The sequence below is a fragment of the Clostridium nigeriense genome (assembly GCF_050585265.1).
Lineage (GTDB): Bacteria > Bacillota > Clostridia > Clostridiales > Clostridiaceae > Clostridium > Clostridium nigeriense_B.
Genome location: NZ_JBNOOE010000013.1, coordinates 77,059 through 97,035 on the forward strand (window position 1 = coordinate 77,059; position 19,977 = coordinate 97,035).

The 19,977-nt window shown below is 28.5% G+C and carries 20 protein-coding genes; 8 read left to right on the top strand and 12 right to left on the bottom strand.

Features of this window, described 5'->3' with window-relative positions; genetic code table 11:
• Positions 1-33 precede the first annotated feature (33 nt).
• Positions 34-561 (bottom strand): hypothetical protein, encoded by a 528-nt coding sequence (locus tag ACQPVP_RS12470; RefSeq protein ID WP_430850404.1) that lies wholly within the window; start codon positions 559-561, stop codon positions 34-36.
• Positions 561-1,700, bottom strand: a complete 1,140-nt coding sequence (nagA, locus tag ACQPVP_RS12475; protein WP_430850406.1) for an N-acetylglucosamine-6-phosphate deacetylase — start codon at positions 1,698-1,700, stop codon at positions 561-563. The genes ACQPVP_RS12470 and nagA overlap by 1 nt, the downstream gene beginning before the upstream one ends.
• 289 nt (positions 1,701-1,989) lie before the next feature.
• On the opposite strand from nagA, the gene agaF reads away from it, so the two are divergent.
• Together agaF and yajC are read left to right on the top strand one after the other, a co-directional pair.
• Positions 1,990-2,421 carry a PTS galactosamine/N-acetylgalactosamine transporter subunit IIA gene (agaF, locus tag ACQPVP_RS12480; RefSeq protein WP_430850408.1) on the top strand — a complete coding sequence of 144 codons (432 nt, stop codon included), beginning with the start codon at positions 1,990-1,992 and terminating at the stop codon, positions 2,419-2,421.
• Between the two features lie 2 nt (positions 2,422-2,423).
• Positions 2,424-2,702 (top strand): preprotein translocase subunit YajC, encoded by a 279-nt coding sequence (gene yajC, locus ACQPVP_RS12485; protein WP_430850410.1) that lies wholly within the window; start codon positions 2,424-2,426, stop codon positions 2,700-2,702.
• Positions 2,703-2,758: 56 nt separating this feature from the next.
• Here yajC and ACQPVP_RS12490 read toward each other — a convergent pair whose 3' ends face one another.
• Positions 2,759-3,928 (bottom strand): helix-turn-helix transcriptional regulator, encoded by a 1,170-nt coding sequence (locus ACQPVP_RS12490; protein ID WP_430850412.1) that lies wholly within the window; start codon positions 3,926-3,928, stop codon positions 2,759-2,761.
• 587 nt (positions 3,929-4,515) lie between these two features.
• Between ACQPVP_RS12490 and agaV the strand changes: the two genes are divergently transcribed.
• The 3 genes from agaV to ACQPVP_RS12505 are packed head-to-tail and all read left to right on the top strand — an operon-like array spanning position 4,516 to position 6,639.
• A complete protein-coding gene (gene agaV, locus ACQPVP_RS12495) occupies positions 4,516-4,992 on the top strand; it encodes a PTS N-acetylgalactosamine transporter subunit IIB (protein WP_430841943.1) in 477 nt (158 codons plus the stop codon).
• Positions 4,993-5,009: 17 nt separating this feature from the next.
• Positions 5,010-5,822 (top strand): PTS mannose/fructose/sorbose/N-acetylgalactosamine transporter subunit IIC, encoded by an 813-nt coding sequence (locus ACQPVP_RS12500; RefSeq protein WP_430850414.1) that lies wholly within the window; start codon positions 5,010-5,012, stop codon positions 5,820-5,822.
• On the top strand, positions 5,812-6,639 hold the full coding sequence (locus tag ACQPVP_RS12505; RefSeq protein WP_430850466.1) for a PTS system mannose/fructose/sorbose family transporter subunit IID: 828 nt from the start codon (positions 5,812-5,814) through the stop codon (positions 6,637-6,639). The genes ACQPVP_RS12500 and ACQPVP_RS12505 overlap by 11 nt, the downstream gene beginning before the upstream one ends.
• Positions 6,640-6,700: 61 nt before the next feature.
• Here ACQPVP_RS12505 and ACQPVP_RS12510 read toward each other — a convergent pair whose 3' ends face one another.
• Both ACQPVP_RS12510 and ACQPVP_RS12515 read right to left on the bottom strand, forming a co-directional pair.
• Complete coding sequence (locus tag ACQPVP_RS12510; RefSeq protein ID WP_430850416.1) at positions 6,701-7,438, bottom strand: alpha/beta hydrolase; 738 nt, start codon at positions 7,436-7,438, stop codon at positions 6,701-6,703.
• Between the two features lie 5 nt (positions 7,439-7,443).
• Positions 7,444-8,247: a helix-turn-helix domain-containing protein gene (locus ACQPVP_RS12515; protein WP_430850418.1), complete on the bottom strand. Its 804-nt coding sequence runs from the start codon at positions 8,245-8,247 to the stop codon at positions 7,444-7,446.
• Positions 8,248-8,432: 185 nt separating this feature from the next.
• Here ACQPVP_RS12515 and ACQPVP_RS12520 point away from each other — a divergent pair, with 185 nt between their 5' ends.
• The 3 genes from ACQPVP_RS12520 to ACQPVP_RS12530 all read left to right on the top strand — a co-directional run bounded on the left by ACQPVP_RS12520 (position 8,433) and on the right by ACQPVP_RS12530 (position 11,410).
• A complete protein-coding gene (locus tag ACQPVP_RS12520; RefSeq protein WP_430850420.1) occupies positions 8,433-9,527 on the top strand; it encodes a FecCD family ABC transporter permease in 1,095 nt (364 codons plus the stop codon).
• Between the two features lie 9 nt (positions 9,528-9,536).
• Positions 9,537-10,307, top strand: a complete 771-nt coding sequence (locus ACQPVP_RS12525; RefSeq protein ID WP_430850422.1) for an ABC transporter ATP-binding protein — start codon at positions 9,537-9,539, stop codon at positions 10,305-10,307.
• A gap of 62 nt (positions 10,308-10,369) precedes the next feature.
• A complete protein-coding gene (locus ACQPVP_RS12530; RefSeq protein ID WP_430850424.1) occupies positions 10,370-11,410 on the top strand; it encodes an ABC transporter substrate-binding protein in 1,041 nt (346 codons plus the stop codon).
• Positions 11,411-11,507: 97 nt separating this feature from the next.
• Here the strand turns inward: ACQPVP_RS12530 and ACQPVP_RS12535 are convergent, their stop codons facing one another.
• From ACQPVP_RS12535 to ACQPVP_RS12565, 7 genes are all read right to left on the bottom strand, one after another.
• Positions 11,508-13,211, bottom strand: a complete 1,704-nt coding sequence (locus ACQPVP_RS12535) for an ABC transporter ATP-binding protein (protein ID WP_430850426.1) — start codon at positions 13,209-13,211, stop codon at positions 11,508-11,510.
• 386 nt (positions 13,212-13,597) lie between these two features.
• Positions 13,598-14,851: a sensor histidine kinase gene (locus ACQPVP_RS12540; RefSeq protein ID WP_430850428.1), complete on the bottom strand. Its 1,254-nt coding sequence runs from the start codon at positions 14,849-14,851 to the stop codon at positions 13,598-13,600.
• Entirely contained in the window at positions 14,844-15,524 is a 681-nt protein-coding gene (locus ACQPVP_RS12545) for a response regulator transcription factor (RefSeq protein WP_430850430.1), read from the bottom strand. The genes ACQPVP_RS12540 and ACQPVP_RS12545 overlap by 8 nt, the downstream gene beginning before the upstream one ends.
• Positions 15,517-16,068, bottom strand: a complete 552-nt coding sequence (locus tag ACQPVP_RS12550; protein WP_430850432.1) for a ubiquitin — start codon at positions 16,066-16,068, stop codon at positions 15,517-15,519. The genes ACQPVP_RS12545 and ACQPVP_RS12550 overlap by 8 nt, the downstream gene beginning before the upstream one ends.
• Before the next feature lie 141 nt (positions 16,069-16,209).
• Entirely contained in the window at positions 16,210-16,740 is a 531-nt protein-coding gene (locus tag ACQPVP_RS12555; RefSeq protein ID WP_430850434.1) for a DUF4342 domain-containing protein, read from the bottom strand.
• Between the two features lie 110 nt (positions 16,741-16,850).
• Positions 16,851-18,170, bottom strand: coding sequence for an APC family permease (locus ACQPVP_RS12560; RefSeq protein WP_430850436.1), 1,320 nt, complete (start codon positions 18,168-18,170; stop codon positions 16,851-16,853).
• A 114-nt stretch (positions 18,171-18,284) separates the two neighbouring features.
• Positions 18,285-19,778 carry a glycoside hydrolase family 43 protein gene (locus ACQPVP_RS12565; protein WP_430850438.1) on the bottom strand — a complete coding sequence of 498 codons (1,494 nt, stop codon included), beginning with the start codon at positions 19,776-19,778 and terminating at the stop codon, positions 18,285-18,287.
• Positions 19,779-19,977 lie beyond the last annotated feature (199 nt).

Below are 19,977 nucleotides of genomic sequence, written 5' to 3' on the forward strand. Positions count from 1 at the left end.
AGAATTTGAAAACTCAAATTCTCTTCTTTTATACTACATATTCTTTTTCATTTTGTTAAAGGCAATGATATTAATAACTGCTATATATAAACTATATATAGCTACCAATGCACTTATACCTAAAAATATTACATTCAAGTTTTGTTGTATTGCATTTATAATAAGAAGGACACTTAACAAAACATACGCACAGCCCTTCATTATTACCTTTTCTTTTTCTTTGCTATTAATCATACTCTCTAATCTTGAAATCTTTCGTTCTCTTTTAAAATTCTTAATCACTTTTAACTTCTTTAAAAAGCTAAGCCTAAAGTATAATTCTATTAAAACTGCGGCTCCGCCCCCAACTAATATTGTATTTTGCCAAGAATTAAAGTAATCCCCTAATAAAATCAATACAATAAATATAATTGAGTATCTATAATAAAATACTCTAAACTTTTGTTCTACTTGATTGGATACTACATATCCATTTTTATCAAAGATATTATAATAAACTGTATCTCCATATCTATCTAGGTATATATTATGTCCTGATAAATTGATAACATTTTTTTGCATTATAACATCGCCTTTCCTAAACAATATGTTTGATTAACTGAATAATCATTGTTAAGAATTACTAAATCACTATCATATCCAACTCCAATTCTTCCTTTACGCTTATCAATCCCTAAACATTTTGCTGGATTAATTGTGCATGAATTTATTGCATAATTAAACGGTACCATCGCATCTTCCACAAGTATTTTAAGTCCTTCATTCATTTTCAATGTAGAACCTGCTAATCCCTTCGTTTCTACTAAATGAGCACTACCATCTTCATAAATTTCTATTTCATTTCCTCCAAAAATAAATCTAGAACCTGGCTCATATCCCTTAGCCATTAAAGCATCTGTAATCATAATCCCATAATCTGGTCCCTTTGCATTGAAAAAGTTATATAAAGCTGTTGTAGTAGAATGGTTTCCATCACAAATTATTTCTCCATACATCCCCTTAACTCTTAGTGCAGCTCCTACTAGTCCGTTTTTTCTGTGATTGAATGGAGTCATTCCATTGTATACATGAGTTTGTGATCTAGCCCCATGAGCAAAAGCAAATACTGCATCTTCATATGTAGCTGCTGAATGACCTATACTAACTACTATTTCATTATTAAATAAGTACTCTGTAAGTGAATAATCTTCATCTGTCTCAGTTGCCATAGTTACATATTTTATTAAACCTCTTGCTGCTTTTTGATAACTTTGAAACTCTTTAATAGTAGGTTTTACTATATATTCTCTTGGTTGAGCTCCCTTATATTCCATATCAAGATAAGGTCCTTCAAAGTGAATTCCTAATATTTCTGCTCCTTCATATCCTTCTTCCACTACCTTTGCCACATTAGCTAAAGCCTTAGTAAGTACTTCTTTGCTTTGTGTTATAGTTGTAGGTAATAATGCAGTAACCCCTTCACTTACTATTTTCTTTGTCCAATTCCTTAATCCCTTTTCATTTGCATCATTTGTATCAAAACCATATGCTCCATGACAATGAATATCTATAAATCCTGGTACAATCCTCTTATCTCCATAATCGTGGGCACCCTCTCTTTCATTATAGGTATAAATATTAACTATTTTATTATCATCAATCTCAATTTGAGCTGGAATAAATTGATCAGCAATCCAAACTTTTTTACTTTGTATTAACATGCTATACCTCCTATTCTGATTTATATATAAATTATACCTAAGTTCACTCTTCTAATATTTGCACTTTTTAACACACATATTATATCTTTCACCACTTCCATTGAAATTAAATTACTCTTCATTATAATTAGAATTATTAATCTATAATATTATTAAAGATAAGGGGAATTTATATGAGTATATTGGGTAAAGATAAACCAACATTACTAATTAGCTTTGATTGTTCAGGTACTTGTAAATAAATTAATTGTTTAAAATATTGTACAATCTAGTATAGGAGATGATAAAAATGGTAGGATTAATAATAAGTGGTCATGGAAACTTTGCGTCAGGATTACACACATCCTTAAAACTAATTTCAGGAGAACATAGCAATATAGAATATGTTGACTTTGAAGAAACAGATTCAACAGAGACTTTAAAAGAAAAATATTATAATTCATTAAAAAATTTAAATAACTGTGAAAGTATTTTAGCTCTTAGTGATTTAGCTGGAGGCTCACCATTTAAAACTTTAGTTGAAGTAAAAACAGAAATAGAAAAACCAATGGAAGTAATAGGTGGTGCAAATCTACCTATGCTACTAGAAATATCTATGACTAAAGATATTATAGAAGATCTATCTTCTTTATCTGAATCAGCAATTGAAATAGGTAAAAGGGGCGTTGTAAAATTTGAATTTATAGTTCATGAAGACGCTGAAAGTGAGGATGGTATCTAATAATGATAAATTGGGAAGTAGTTATATGGACATGCATTACTGTCGCAGTATTAGCTGGAATAATTGCATTAATATTAATATTTATATCCGCTAAAAATATAAAAAAAAGAACTTCAGAGCTTAAAGATATTCATGTTGAATTAAAGCCAGGCATGAAGATAATGTTTTGTGGTGGAATCTACGGTAAAATAGTATCTGTAGCAAAAGAAACTGTTGAAGTTGAAGTTGCTAAAAATACTGTAATAACTATATCTAGATATTCAATTCAAAATATCCTATAAAAAATAAGAAAATTAGGCTAAATCAAAATTAAAACTATTCTGATTTAGCCATTTTATTATGCCTTAAATAAAGTTTGAGCATATTCACTAGGGCTTATTTCGTAATGCTGAGTAAATGCCCTTGAAAAGTAATGTATTGAATTAAATCCTAGCATAAATGATATCTCACTAATAGTATATTTATTTTCTTTAATTAATTGCCTACTTCTAGATAATTTTAAATCATTAATATACTTCTTTGGTGAAGTATTTAGATTATTCTTAAACAATGTTTGTAACGATGATCTAGAAACTGAGAATTTATTACAAAGCTCTTCTATACTAATTGGAGAACAAACCATTTTATCAATATATTCAAGTATTCTCTCTAATAATTCATCTTGGAAATGTTGATGTGATTCCATAGATATTTTAGCATCATCAACACCTAAATAGTCATATTGGAATAACCTGACAATGATTTCATGGAAATTACATAAAATCAAATTTTCTGAATATGGTATTGTACTTGATATATTTTTTGCAAAGCCCCTTATAGCCTTGTACAATTCTTTCCTACAATGAAATACTTTATTACATATCAAACTATCATCATCACATTCCATATCAAACATAATTGTTATATATGAACAAGAAGAGTCATTATTTACAGACTGTGTATGAAATTGATTTTTACCATATATAATTAAATCAGATGAATTCAGTGTGTAGTCGACATTATCAATTGATGTATCCAATATTCCATTATCAACAAATGTTAATTCATATAAATTATGTTTTTCCCCTTTAAATTTATAATTCGGACTTTTAATTGTATAATAATAAGCCATTATTTCAGGAATATTTATAGTAGGTAATATCCTATTATAGACATATGGTGGATTTAAAAACTCAAGTTTAAGATTATAATTTGACGGTATTATTAAATTAAATTTAGCTTGTTCTGTCATTGGAATAATATTGAAATACATATTAGGTTTTATTTCTAAATTTCTATGAACTGTAAATAGCTTAAAATCATCATTGTTTGAATTGCTTATTAGTATCGACGCCATACCTTCAACAACTTCTATATACACTGGTTCTAAGAAATTATATACACTTGAAATAACTTTATCACTAGTTACAATCTGTTTTTCTATTAAATCCTCTTTATTAACATCCTTAACTTCATCATAAATAGAGCCATACTTTCTAAAGTGAGCACCTGTTGTTTTATCATACATAACCAGTCACCTCTCTATTAAATTATAAATATCACTTTCATTAAAAATTATACCTAAGTCTTAACCGTGTTATTTTTATTCTCAATAAACTTTTAAATAAAAAAATGTTATCAATGAGGTTGTTGCACAAACAGCCATAATTAAGAATTTAAAATTAAAAATGAAGAATTATTGATGTAATTCTTACAGAATTACTAAAATTAAATTCCTTTCAAAACTCTTTCAAGAGTTTTTTTCATTAATTTTTCATTCTTCATTCTTAATTTTTCATTGTGCGACAGCTCCATTTACATAATTAACTATATTCAATGAAATATGAATATTATTCTATTTATTATGTTATTAGTAGTAATAATATTAGAAAATTTTTAATATACCATAATAATAACATTAAACATATTTTTTACAAAGTATTATAGCCTAATTTTTTACAAAAACCAACTTTTTCCTGCTAATTTTGTAAACGTTGTTAAAAAAAATAAAACAAACACTAAAAAGTGTAAAGATTATTCATTACATTATATGTATAATTATCTAAGAATAGTAAATCTAATTGATTTCTACTAATTATTAAAGGAGGTGAGAAGATGCCAAATATAGTATTAACAAGAATAGATAATAGATTAATTCATGGACAAGTTGCAACTCAATGGTGTAGTTCCATTGGTGCAAACTTAATTTTAGTTGCAAATGATATTGTAGCTGGAGATAAACTTAGACAAGGCCTAATGGATATGTGTGCGCCAGCTTACGCTTCAACTCGTTATTGGACAATAGAAAAAACTATAAATACTATTCACAAGGCTAGTGCTAAACAACTTATATTTATAGTTTGTGAAAATCCTTCTGATGTGTTAAAACTTGTTGAAGGTGGTGTTCCAATAAAAAAAGTTAATATTGGAAACATGCATATGGCTGAAGGAAAAAGACAAGTTGCTGGTTCAGTTGCAGTAGATGACAAAGACGTAGAAGCATTCAGAAAGTTAAGAGAACTAGGTGTAGAGCTTGAAATAAGAAGAGTTCCTACTGAAAGTTCTGAAAATATCGAAAAGATTTTTAAATAATACGGGGGGAATGCAAAATGGATTTTAACATTATACAAATTCTATTGGTTGCAGTATTTGCCTTTATTGCAGGTATCGACCAATATAGTTTCTTGGAATCATTATATCAACCAATTGTATCCGGAGCTGTTGTTGGAGCAATTCTTGGAGATTTAAACACTGGACTTGTAGTTGGTGGTACTTATCAATTAATACAAATTGGAAGTATGCCTATCGGAGGAGCTCAACCTCCAAATCCTGTTCTTGGAGGAATAATGGCAGTAGTATTTGCTGTTTCTTCTAAATTAGAACCATCAGCTGCTGTTGGGCTAGCTGTTCCATTTGCATTAATTGGACAATATTTTGTTACTTTCTTATTTACACTTATGTCACCTTTAATGTCAAAGGCTGATAAATATGCTGACAATGCAGATGTAAAAGGTATTGAAAAAATTAACTATGGGGCAATGGCTGCTTTAGGATTAGCATTTGCAATTATAGTTGTTATAGGATTACTCGGTGGTAATGCTGCTGGTGAAACTTTATCAAATTTTGCTGATAAATACAGCGGAATTATGAATGGACTTAGTGCTGCTGGTAAAATGATGCGTTATGTTGGATTTGCAATTTTATTACGTATTATGTTATCAAAGGACTTATGGGGAATTTACTTCGCAGGCTTCGCCATTGCAACTATTATAGGAAGAATAGACGGTTTATCTGGATCTGCGTTATTATTAATTGCGTTCATAGGAATTGCAGTTGCTATCTACGACTTCCAAAATAATGTAAAAATGAAATCTGTTACAGGAAATATAGGGATAGGAGGAGATGAAGAAGATGGAATCTAACAATACATTATATAAAGATTTGACTCCTGCTAAACCACTTGATAAGAAAACCTTAAATAAAATGGTTTGGCGTTCATTATTCTTGCAAGCTTCATTTAACTATGAGAGAATGCAAGCTGGTGGTTGGCTATACGGAATATTACCTGGACTTGAGAAAATCCATACTGATAAGGAAGACCTTTCAAAGTCAATGAAACATAACTTAGAATTCTTTAACACTCATCCTTTCCTTGTTACTTTTGTTATGGGTATAATATTATCACTAGAACAACAAAAAGCTGATACCAATACTATAAGAGCTGTACGTGTTGCTGCAATGGGTCCTTTAGGTGGAATTGGAGATGCTATTTTCTGGCTTACATTAGTTCCAATTACTGCTGGTATTACAGCTAATATGGCTATTGATGGTTCTTTAGCCGGTCCAATATTGTTCTTATTAATATTTAATGCTGTTCAATTTGGAATTAGATATTGGTTAATGCATTGGTCTTATAACTTAGGTTCAAAGGCAATTGATATATTAACTAAAAATGCTAAAGAGTTTACACGTTCAGCTTCAATGCTAGGTGTATTTATAGTTGGAGCTCTTACTTCAAACTATGGTGCAACAAGCTTAACTATTGAAATACCAAATGGAGATGCTGTAATTAATATTCAAAATATATTAGATGGTGTTCTACCTCAAATGATTCCACTACTTATGACATTAATGTTATACTACTTAATTAAGAAAAAGAAATGGACTCCTGTTGCTTGCATAGGTTTATTACTTGTAATAGGAATAATTGGTGGATTCTTCGGAATACTTGCTCCTTAATATATATCTTACTAAATAAAAGAGGACATGTTATTTATAATAACAGTCCTCTTTTATTTATCTATTCCTTTTTTAAAAGAAACTCTAATGCAATTTTATGTCTATTTAATATATTTTCATGATGAGCAAAATCATCCCAGACTATCTTTATATTTTCTTCGCCTATACGCTTCTTGAATATTTCATAAGACATATTAGAGAACTTAGGAGTATCCTTCTGAATGCTAGCCTTCCCCTGTCCTTCCTTTTTTCCAGCAATAATAATAAGTTTAAAATCATCATTTATTAATTTTTCTTCTTCAATAAATTTAATCCAATTATTATACCATTGTGAAGCACACATACTTGCTATTTTACCGTAATTATTATTTCTAAAAACTGAATATATTGAAATCAAAGCACCTAGGGAATGCCCCATAATTTTTCTATCATTTTTGCTACTACTTACCCTAAACTCTTTTTCAATATAACTTTGTAAATCATTTATTAAAAATTCTAAGTACTCATCACCTTTTCCCTCAAAATCATGAAACCTTTCATGATTAGCATTTGCAGGCCATGGCGTATATTCATTTAGTCTATCAAAAGGTGTAACGCCAACTATTATATGCTCTTCTAATGAGTTATTTTCAAATCCTTCTTCTATTCCATCAATTATCTTACTTAAAAACTTTATAAATTTATCCCCATCATGTACATAAATCACTGGGTATTTTTTATTCGACATATCATATCCATTTGGTAAATAAATAAAAATTTCTCTTTCAAAAGCTGTTCTAGTTAAAATAGTTCCTTTCATCTTTTCTATCCTTTCTTTAACTTACTTGGAGTAACTCCAAAACTTTTCTTGAATAACCTACTAAAATAAAACTCATCATTATACCCAACTTTTCTAGAAACATCTTTCACTGAAAAACCTTCATTTAATAATCTGTATGCAACAGCCATTCTACATTGGATTAAATAATCTATTGGACGAATATTTAAATGCTTATTAAATAAATATGAAATTCTATTAGACTTTTCTCCATATCTCTCTGAAAGTGAACTCAATGTAATTTCTTCCATATAATTTTCTGAAATAAATTTACTTATCTTTAAAGTAAATTCTTTTTCATCTAATTCTTTTTTATAGTTATAGTCTGTAAAAAGTTCTCTTAAAAATAAAGAAGTTTGTATTTGAAGATTAACCTTTGATATTAATTTATGTTTTGAAGATATTTCTATAAGCTCCTCTAATGATTTTAATATTTCATCATAGTTGCTTGTCCTAAATTCAAAAGTTGAATTCATATAGGAATCAGGATCTAAATATTCATCTGCAATATAATAAATATTTATATGCTCGAATTCTTCATCTCCTAAAACTTTAAAAGATAAATTCTTCTTTTTACAGCCGTGAATTACTTTACCTGGTTCTGCAATAAAAACTTCATCATCAAACTCTATTTTAGCTTTTCCCTTTATAGGAAAAATAAATGCTGAAAGATTAGTAACATAAGTATTTTTAGTATATATAGACTCCTTAGTAAATCTCTCTATTCTAAAAACCTCAAAAGTATTTTTTCTGAATTCCTCTATTAGCTCACTTTTCCTAACACTTTTCAAATAAATAAGCTCCTTTCAAATACATATGCAAAATTTAAATAATTGTCCATGTTTTTATTTTAGTATATTCTACTGCTATTTTTTCTATATTATAATACCTTGTGGAAATGATAATTATTATCAATTAATTTTTATAATATTAAGTATACATTAACTTCAATAATAGTTCAAGAAAGGATGTTACTATGCAAGATGTTTTAAATACTTCTTATGAGAAAAATAAGAAACTGAAAAAATCTTTTAATTTATTTATATTAGGCTTAATTATAGCTTTAATTATTTCTGTGATTTTATCAGTATCTCTTGGTTCGCTTAAAATAAAACCTTCTATATCCTATAGCATAATATTAAATAAGCTATTTGGACTATCCTTAGGAGATACAGCTGAAGTAACCAATCTATCAACCTACAATGTTATTTGGCTAATTAGAATGCCTAGAGTCTTACTTGCAATAGCTGTAGGAGCTGGACTTGCTATATGTGGAACAATAATGCAGGCAACTGTTCAAAATCCACTAGCAGAGCCATATATTTTAGGAATTTCTTCTGGTGCATCACTAGGAGCAACTTTTTCTATAATGTTAGGTATAGGTTCATTCAGCCTATTTTCAATTAGTAGCATATCCCTTTGGGCATTCTTAGGTGCTCTAGGTGCCTCTATATTAGTATTAGCACTATCTTCCATAGGAAGTAAAATGTCTTCTGCTAAATTAGTTCTTTCAGGAACTGTTGTTAGTGCTTTATGTAACTCTTTATCTAATTTTATAATTTCAATTGCTAGTGATGCTGAAGGAATGCAAAGTGTAAAATTTTGGACAATGGGTTCTCTAGCAACTGCTAAATGGCAAAATATAGGATTTGTTATTATAGCTGTAACTATATGTTGTATTTTCTTCTTAACTCAAGGAAGAACATTAAACCTAATGTTAATGGGAGATGAAGCATCAATGACTTTAGGGCTTAACTTAAATTTTTACAGAAGGCTTTACATGATAATTACCTCATTATTAACAGGTATCTTAGTTGCTAACTGTGGAATCATAGGATTTGTTGGTTTAATAATTCCTCATATTTCAAGATCCTTAGTTGGATCTGATCATAAAAGGTTGGTACCAACATCCATACTTTTAGGAGCTATATTCTTAATTTGGGCTGATGTTTTTGCAAGAATCACTATACCTAATGCAGAATTATCCATAGGTATCATTACCGGTTTAGTTGGAGCTCCATTCTTCGTTTATATCTTATTAAGAAAGGGCTTCGGATATGGAGATAAGTAGGTGGTTTTAATGGATTTAAAAGTTAAAGAATTAAAGGTTAGTTTATCTAAAAAAGAAATTGTAAAGGGAATAGATTTGGCGGTTACTAACAATAAATTCATCGGATTAATAGGCCCAAATGGAAGTGGTAAGTCCACACTATTAAAAGCTATATATGGCGTTATAAAGCCAAGCTTTGGAGAAGTATTTATATCTGATAAGGACATAAATACTTACAATAAAAAATCTCTTGCTAAAACCCTTGGTGTGGTTAGCCAATTTAATAATATTAACTTTGACTTTAAAGTTATAGACATAGTCTTAATGGGCAGGGCCCCTTATAAGGGATTGTTAGAACAAGATAATAAAAATGATTACGATATGGCTCTTAAAGCCTTATCTCAAGTTGGAATGATAGACTTTGCTCAAAAAAGCTTTAGTCTGTTATCAGGTGGTGAAAAACAAAGAGTTATATTAGCTAGAGCAATAACTCAAAGTCCTAAAATACTAATTTTAGACGAGCCTACTAATCACCTGGATATAAAGTATCAATTAGAAGTCATGTCAATCGTTAAAAAGCTAAATATATGCGTTTTAGCTGCATTACATGACTTAACATTAGCTTCTCAATTTTGTGATGAACTTTACGTTTTAAAGGATGGAAATATTGTATGTCATGGTGATCCAATTAAAGTTATAACAGAAGAAATGATAAAGGAAGTTTATGATGTTGATTCAAATGTTTATATAAATCCTATTACTAATAAACTTTCAATTGAATACTTACCACCAGCTTTATAACTTTTAAAAATTAATATATAACTATAATAAATTTAAATGTGCAAATCGAGAGGGGAATTAATATGAATAAAAAATCTTTACTTTTAATTACATCTTTAGCATTAGCTACTACAGTTTTTGTAGGATGTGGTAATAAAACTGAAAATGCAGATTCATCTTCAAACCAAGCTCAAGCTTCTACTTCAACAGATGAATCAACTAATAAAACAACTTATCCAGTAAGCTTTGATGCTTTTGACTCTGAAGGAAATATATATACACAAACATTTACTGAAGCTCCAAAGAAAGTTATTACAAATAACCAAACTTCAACTGAATTACTTTTAACTTTAGGCTTAAAAGACTCTATAATTGGCACAGGAGATTTAGATACTCCAATTCCTGAAGAATTAAAAGCTGATTATGAAGCTATACCTGCAATTGCTAATAAAGGTGATGTTGCTAAAGAAGTTGTTGTAGGATCTGGTGCCGATTTAGTTATTGGAAGATCTGCATCATTTAAGGATGATAGATATGGTACAATACCAAGTCTAAATGAAGTTGGAATTAATACTTATGTTCAATTAGCAAGTAAAATGAATACTGACATAACTCTAGATACAATTATTCAAGATGTTAGAAATGTAGGGGTTATATTTGATGTTCAAGATAAAGCAACCCAATTAGCTGACTCACTACAAACTACATTAGATTATATTAAATCAAAGGTTCCAACTAATGCTGAAAGAAAAAAAGTTATGCTAATAGTTAATTATAGTGGTGAATCATTTACTGCTTATGGTGCTAATGCTTCACTACAAAAAGAAATGCTAAATGTTTTAAACGCAGATAATGTTATTGAAAAAGGTGGTTCTGTATCATTAGAAAATATAATTTCTACTAATCCAGACCATATAGTTTATGTAACAGCAAATAAAAATGCTGCTGTAGATGCTGATGCTGTAGATAGAATATTAGCAGAACCTACTCTTCAAACTGTTGAAGCAATAAAAAATAAAAACATTATGACTGTTGATTACACTGAACTTATGGGATATGGATATAGAACATTTGACTGCTTAGAAAAATTAGCTGAAGCTTTCTATCCAGAAACATTTAAATAATAGTTTATATTCTTCTATCTAAATGAAATTTATATAAAGAATGCACCTCTAAATGTTAGATACATTATATCTAATATTCGAGGTGCATTTCTATATACTATACTTCATTATATTTTTCATTTACATTATATAAATTATAAAAATATAATTTATTGTCTATCAATTGATCCAACTGTCCTTCTTCAATTATTCGTCCATTTTTCATAACATATATATAGTCACACTTACTCAATAAATTATAATTTAATTGATGGGTAATAATTATACTTGAAGTGTCTTTTAATTCAATTACGCTATTAGTAATTTGACTAGCTGTAATATTATCTAAACTTGAGGTAGCTTCATCTAAAATTAGAAATTTAGATCTACATATTAATGCTCTTGCTATTCCTATTCTTTGTCTTTCACCACCAGAGCATGCATTTCCATTTTCTCCCATATTAGTATATATACCATTTGTAAGCCTTTTTACGAATTCAGATAATCCTGATAATTCAATTACTCTCATTATATCTTCATCTTTATAGTCATTATATAAAGTTATATTATTTTTTAATGTATCATCAAATATAAATATATTTTGATGTATATAACCAATTGACTTATATAAATAACTCGAATCTATTTTAGAAATTTCAGTATCATCAAACTTAATTTCTCCACTATTACATTTATAAAAATTTAATAGCAACTTAGCAATAGTACTTTTACCACTTCCACTTTCCCCTACAATTGCATACTTCTTATATTCTTTAAAGTTTAAATTTACGTTATTTATAACCTTTAATTCTGAATTATTATAAGAAAATGATATATTTCTTATTGAAATCTCTGACGGTAATTTATCTAAAACCTCTCCTTTTTCCTCAAGAGATTTTATTTCTATAATTTCTTGTAATTTCTTTCGTATTTTTGATGTTGAATTTATTTCAGCCAAAATAGCTGGTAATTGTTCTAAAGGTGCAACTACCCCTCCTATAAGCTGAGATAATGAAATTACTAGCCCAACAGACATTACCCCTGTAATAGCAAAATATCCACCAGCAATATAGGTAATTACATACATTATAATGCTAAATAACATGGATATCCATCCTGCTAAGTACACAGTTTTCCTAGAATCACAACCACTTTGCTCTCTAATTTCATTATATTGATTATGACTTCTTATAACCTTGTCTTGAACATTAAAGCTTTTTATAACTTGGAATCCCTCAAAAAAATCTTTAATTTGAGAAGTATATTTTTTCATAGATTCTGAATAATTCTCCTGTAAATTAGCTAACTTTTTATTCAATAACTTTGGAATTATAATTGAACAAATAGCAACTATTATTAAAAGTATAGTGATTGTATAATTCAGAAAAAATACAGTTACAAATGAAAATATAAAGCTCATAATCACACTATATATAGATAAAACATTACTAAAATAACTATCACCTAGTAATTTAACATCATTATCTAAAATTGAAATATAACTTCCAGTATTATCTTCATTAAATTCTTCTGTATTCATTTTTATAATTCTAGAAAACAAATCTTTTTTAGCATTTATATAGGCTTCCTTCAATATATTTTCTCTAATATATTTTACTATCAAAAGAAAAATACAATCTAATACAGCATATATGCTACACCATATTGCCGCCATTTTTAACATATCAAAGCTTTTATCTATAGCCGAATTTATAATTGGCTCAAATGCTAATGCGAACTTAATTGAAAAATAGCATGACAAAGGAACTGCTACTATAAAAAGTAACATCATTATTCTATTTTTAAATAAATATTTTTGCATTCTTTATAAATTATCACAATAGCTTATATACTATTCTGATAATTTCTCCTTCCTCAATTTTATTATTGATAATAGTCCTTATATTTACTTTTCATATATTAATATATATTCATTCTCATAAAAAAATCACCTCTCAAAAATAATACCATACTTGTAAAAATATTCAATATATTATAATATAAGTTATATTATGAGGTTATTTTTTACAATAAATAATTAAAAATGAGATTATATAATTTCAGTAAATGTTATTATAAGTAAAATTATATTATTTAATCGAAACCTAAAAAGGCAATGCTTTATAGCATTACCTTTTATTGATATAAGCAAATTTTAATCATTGCAACCTTCTTATCTGATTACACATTTCAATTTTGTTATAAGACTTATAGCTTTTGTGGTAAAAATACAGTTATCCTTGTGCCTATTTCTTTTCTACTTAAAACAGAGAAATATCCTTTATGATTATCAATAATCCACTTTGCTATTGATAATCCAAGACCTGTTCCTCCATTTTTTCTAACTCTAGCTGTATCAGCTCTAAAGAAACGTTCAAATATATGAGGTACATCTTCTTCATCTATTCCTATTCCATTATCTTGAACAGAAAAATACGGTTCACCCTTATCATTTATACCTGTTCTAAGTATTATATTTTCACCATCAGCAGTGTATTTCGATGCATTTTCCACTAATATTCTAGCTGTTTGCTTTAGTAAGCCCATATCTCCATAAATATTTATTTTTTCTAAATTAATATAGCTATATATGTGATTTCTATCTATCATCTTAGATTCCTCTAAAACTTCATTCATCATATCATTAAGTGAGAATTCATTTATAGTAAGCTGAGTTTTACCATTAATACCTCTAGCTAGAAACAATAACTGTTCAACTAAATTTTTCATATTTTCAGATTCACTTTTTATTGCTTCAATTGATTCTTCTAATACACTTTCATCATCTTTTCCCCAACGATCTAGCATATTTGCATAACCTTGAATTACTGATATTGGAGTTCTAAGCTCATGTGATGCATCTGAAACAAATCTTGCCTGTTGCCTATAAGAATCTCTCATTCTATCTAATAGCTTATTTATTGCATCCTCTAAGCCTTGAAGCTCACTATCTCCAATATGTATCCTCTCATCAGAGGTTACTGGGCTTATTTTAGATATAGCATCTTCAAGGCTCTGGAACTTTTGCTCATCAAAGTCAATATTACTAAGCCTATTTGCTGTTTCTGCTATTTCATTAAGAGGTCTTAATACTTTTCTAGTTTTTGATGTACCAAATATTATTTCATCTAATAGAAATAAACCTTCTACTATTCCCACAGCTATTATTATTTTTTTTAGGCTATATATTAGAGTGCTAGCTTCATTAACCATAGTCATTCCATTGTCCCAAATTACTGTATAATTTGATGTTTCTATAGGGTAAAAATTAAATGATCTTTGTGCATTTGGTATAAGCTCTCCATAAAAGTTCATTTCTCCCTCAATACACCAAAGCCCAATTAATATAAGTATTAAAAATATGTCAAGTATAAGGAAATTAACAAATAGCTTTCTTACAAAAATTGAATTAATCTTTATTGCAATTGATGTGACATTCTTTGATTTACTTTTTCTACTCATCTTTTATTACATACCCTACACCACGAACTGTTGTTATTATTTTCGCCTTAAAATTATCATCAATTTTTGTTCTTAAATACCTTATATAAACGTCTATTACATTTGTCTCTCCAATGTAATCATAACCACACACTTTTTCTATAAGTACATCTCTAGTTAGTACTATATTTTTATTTTCCATTAGTATTTGCAATAAAGTAAACTCTCTATTAGTTAACTCAATTTCTGTGTTATCATACATTACTTTGTGTCTCATCTTATCTAGTGATAATAAACCACATCTTAATACATTCATGTCCTTTTTTACTGAAACTACTCTCTTTTTAAGAGCTGTTCTTATCCTCGCAAGTAACTCTTCTATTGCAAAAGGCTTTGTTATATAATCATCTGCACCTGCATCAAGTCCTGACACCTTATCCATAACAGCATCTCTTGCAGTAAGCATTATAATAGGAATATCAGAAACTTTTCTAAGTCTTCTTAATACTTCAAGTCCATTAATTTCAGGAAGCATAACATCTAGGATAACTAAATCAACTTCCCCCTTTTCTGCAATTTCAAGTCCTGTTCTACCGTTATTTGCTTTTACTATTTCATAACCTTCATGTATTAACTCAAGTTCTAGAAATCTTGCTATTTTTTCTTCATCTTCAACTATTAAAATTTTAACCATTATTAACCCTCTTTTTTAACTCCTCTTTTATTTTTTTAATATTTTTTGATATTTTACTAAATACTTTATTAACCTTATCTGTATTAACCTTTATAGATGATATATAAAATTCTATATCAAAGAATAATCCAACAATTGTTAAAGGTATTATTATCCAAAAAGTGAAAAATAAAAGTACTATTACTACTGTGAGGGGAATTTTTAAAATTGCTCTATTTTTACTTCTTATTTCAAGTAAAATATTATTACAGGTATCTATATATCTGCATATAGATTCAAAAATTCCTTCAAAGTTATTTTTACTTCCATATTTATTTTTCTTTTTATTTTCATAGTAATTAATTACTTCAATTTTATTATTAGTTTCTTTACATTCGTCAGTATAAAATACACTGTTAGACGGCCTTCTTATTTTACCACTATTTTCTAGGTAAACCATGGCATCTAAAATATTCCAATCAGTACTTTCTAAAGCATTCTTTGCATCTTCGTAACTTACATTTACTTTTTCTTTTAATTTATCTACTAATTTAAGTTTTTCCATAAATAATCCTCCATATCTATGGTCCTAAATAAAATTATTTTTAATCTTAATTATTAAATTATATCATTTATTTATTATATCTAGTCATTAAAAAATTAAGAGACCTTGATTTTTTCAAAGTCCCTTAACTTAATTTATATATTACTTTTCATAACCTTCTTTAAAGTCCCTTTTTATATTATTCGCAGATTTTGATACCTGTTCAAATACATCATTTACTCCATCATATTTAATACTAGGACCGGAAATTGAATATTTATATCCACAGAATAATCCAACTATTAATAATATCATACTAGGTATAAATAAAAATATTAATAGTAGTATGGATATTGTCAGAGAAATTTTTATTGGTTTTTCATTTTCTTTTCTTATTTCAAAATGATTTTCGTTTCCTTTTCTTATAAATTTACCGATAAACCTAAATATTCTTCCGATAATTTCTCCAATTCCACCACACTTTTCTCCATTCCCTTTATTTTCTTGTTTTTGATCCTCTTCTTTCACTTCAATTATAGTAGTAACTTCATCATTTCCTACTCTTCCAATTCTCTCTAAATAGACAATGGCATCTAAAACATCATCATTACATTTTTCTAATGCCTCTTCAGCCTCTTCACGACTTACATTAGCTTTTCTCATTAAAACTTCAATCATTTCATTTCTTTCCATTTACATTACCTCCACGATTTTCTTTCCTTATTCATCATGGTTATATAATATACTTAGAAAATTAATCTGAAATATAAGAAAGATTAAAATTAGATTAAAAAATTATTTATCTAACCCTTTCTTTTACTACTATATTCATAAATTGGTAATCCTATAATAGTTATAATAATTCCTCCTAAAGATATAATAGGTGCTGTAAATATCTGATTTATCACAACAAATGCTCCTCCAAATATAGCTATTACTGGAATTATTGGATATAATGGAACCTTGTATGGTCTAGTAAGATCTGGTTTACTCTTTCTAAGTATAATCACTCCTATAAATGTAAGCACATAAAATACCCATACTGCAAATACAGTTAAATCACTTAATAAGTTAAATTGGCCTGTTAAAGCATATATGCTAGAAAGAATTGCAACTAACCATATTGCATTATAAGGAGAGCTCCCCTTATTTACCTTTGAAAGCATCCTACTTCCTGGTATTAATCCACTTGTAGATAGTGCATATGATACTCTAGGCCCTGTTAGTAAATATCCGTTTAATGTACCAAATACTGATATTAATATTCCTATAGAAATTAATTTACCTCCAATTGGCCCAAAAATCTTTGTAGCTACAAGAGAAGCTGGAGATGTTACACTTGCTAACTCACTTGCTGAGGCTATCCATAAGTATGCAATATTAATAGCAATATAAATTACCATTACTAATGATAATCCACCTACTATAGCTTTAGGCAAATCTTTATCTGGATCTTTCATTTCCCCAGCAATAGCTCCTACATTTATCCATCCATCATAAGCAAACAATGTAGATATAAGAATCTGACCCAAGGTAGTTATAGTATTGACTCCAGAACCTACCATAGGATTAAATATCGATGTACTACTTCCCTTTATAAATCCAAACACTATAATCAATACTAATGGAACTAATTTCCCAATAGTTGCTATAGTCTGAATATATCCTCCAAAGGATGAACCAATAGTATTTAAAAATGATGTTAATATTATTATTCCTAATGATATTGGTAACACAAGTTTCATATTATTTGAAGTAGAACCTAGAAGTTCTGATGCTTGTTGTGCAAATATTACAGCACAGGCTGCAATAGTACCAGGAAAGAATAAAACAGTTTGCATCCATCCTGTTAAAAACCCTAATCTTTTCCCATATATTTCTTCAATATAAATCATCATACCACCAGTCTTTGGGATAGCTGCAGATACTTCAGTGGCTGTAAGTCCACCTGCTATAGTTATAAGTCCACCTAAAATCCATGCTAGAATTCCTAATCCTGGAGCTCCATTAGTTGCAGTATATACTGCTTGTGGCTTAAAAAATACACCTGAACCTATTACTACTCCTATAACCGTAGATAAAGTAGCTAATAATCCAAGATTTTTTTGAAGTTCTTTACTCATAAATACCTCCCTAATATTTTAAATAATATAGGGTTAGTATTTCCTCATTTTATATAAATATTAAATCCTTTTTAGTAGGAATATTCATTTCCCTACTATATACCAATTAGTGACTCAAATATATTCGCATTTAAAATTTATAAATTCTGTATAATCACAACAACTTGAACCATACGCATATAATCCAATAATTACTCCTGTAAATCCTCCAGCAACCTCTGAGGAAAGATATTTTGTTTGAGCCTTTCCAAGATAAACTTCTTCATCTTCTGATCTAATATAGAAACTATAATATTTATTACTTGCATTAATAACAAGGGATATATTATTATTCTCCAGACATATAGTTTTTTCTATTGATTTAATATCACCAATATTTAGCCTTTTAATTACCTCATACCCATTCTCTTTTTTTCGTATTGCCAAATCATAATGGTGATTTTCATCCATGTATAGAGTTATTCCTGCTTCTCCTTCAAATATAGATATATCACACGAAATATTCGCATTAAAATCTTTTTGGCGAAGTCCAATAAATGTTGGTGAATCCTTCTTATCTAGTGTAATATCAGTCCCTCTTAGTCTTAATTTATTTCTAGTAAATTTATAGTTTTCACTATTAGGTATGCGAAGATAACACCAATCCTTATCCCAGTCTGTATTTTCAAAAGTATAGGTTTTTTTCTCATTTTGAATAATATCTCTAGTAATATTATTTATACTGAAATACTTAGTTGTTGTCCCATTATGACCAGCTATAAACCAACCATTTTCTCTAAAATTAATAGGAGTCAAAAACACTTCTCTACCTAAATGATGATATGCCTCCCATTGTCCTGACTGACGAAACCCAAGATGTATTAGCCACCATTTTCCGTCATCATCCTGAATAAGATCTCCATGTCCTACTCCCTGTATTTCATAACCACCCAAATTCCGATTTGTTAATACTGGATTATCCTTATTACCTTCAAATTTACCATATGGAGAATCTCCACGGGCACATGTAACCATATGTCCAAATTCAGTTCCTCCCTCAGCTACAATAAGATAATATCTTCCATTTATTTTATACATATGTGGTCCTTCAAGAAAACGTCCACCTGAACCTGTCCAAATCGTGCGACTTGATGTTAATTTTTTACCAGTTCTTATATCAATTTCACATTGAACTATTCCATTAATTCCATAATCATCTTTTCCATTGCTAATAAAATATGTCTTTTCATCTTCAAAATATAGAGATGGATCAATTCCTCCTTGATCTACATATATAGGATCAGACCATTCACTATAAATATCATCTGTCCAGACATAGAAATTTTCATTAGTCGTATTATTCGTAGTAGTCATATAAAACTGGCCATTATTATATCTTATTGTTGGAGCAAAGACTCCACCTGAACTATTTATATTTTTAAGATTAATCTGGCTTTTTCTTGTTAAGCAATGCCCTATTTGCTTCCAGTTAATTAGATCTTTGCTCTCGAAAATAGGTACGCCAGGAAAATACTGAAACGAACTACATACAAGATAATATGTATCTTCAACTTTACAAACACTTGGGTCAGGATAAAAGCCCTTAATTATCGGATTATTATACTTCACCTTATCTACCTCCATTTATATAAATAGTAAAAATAACTTATGTATAGAATTTATTCTTAATACATTTCTAGTTTTTCACAATTATATCAATCACTACTTGAGTTTTCTAATTATATCATTAAGCTAAAATTGAAAATACCCATGTTTTTTATAATAAAATACATGAAGTTTTTTAATAAACTTTATTATACTTTTCATT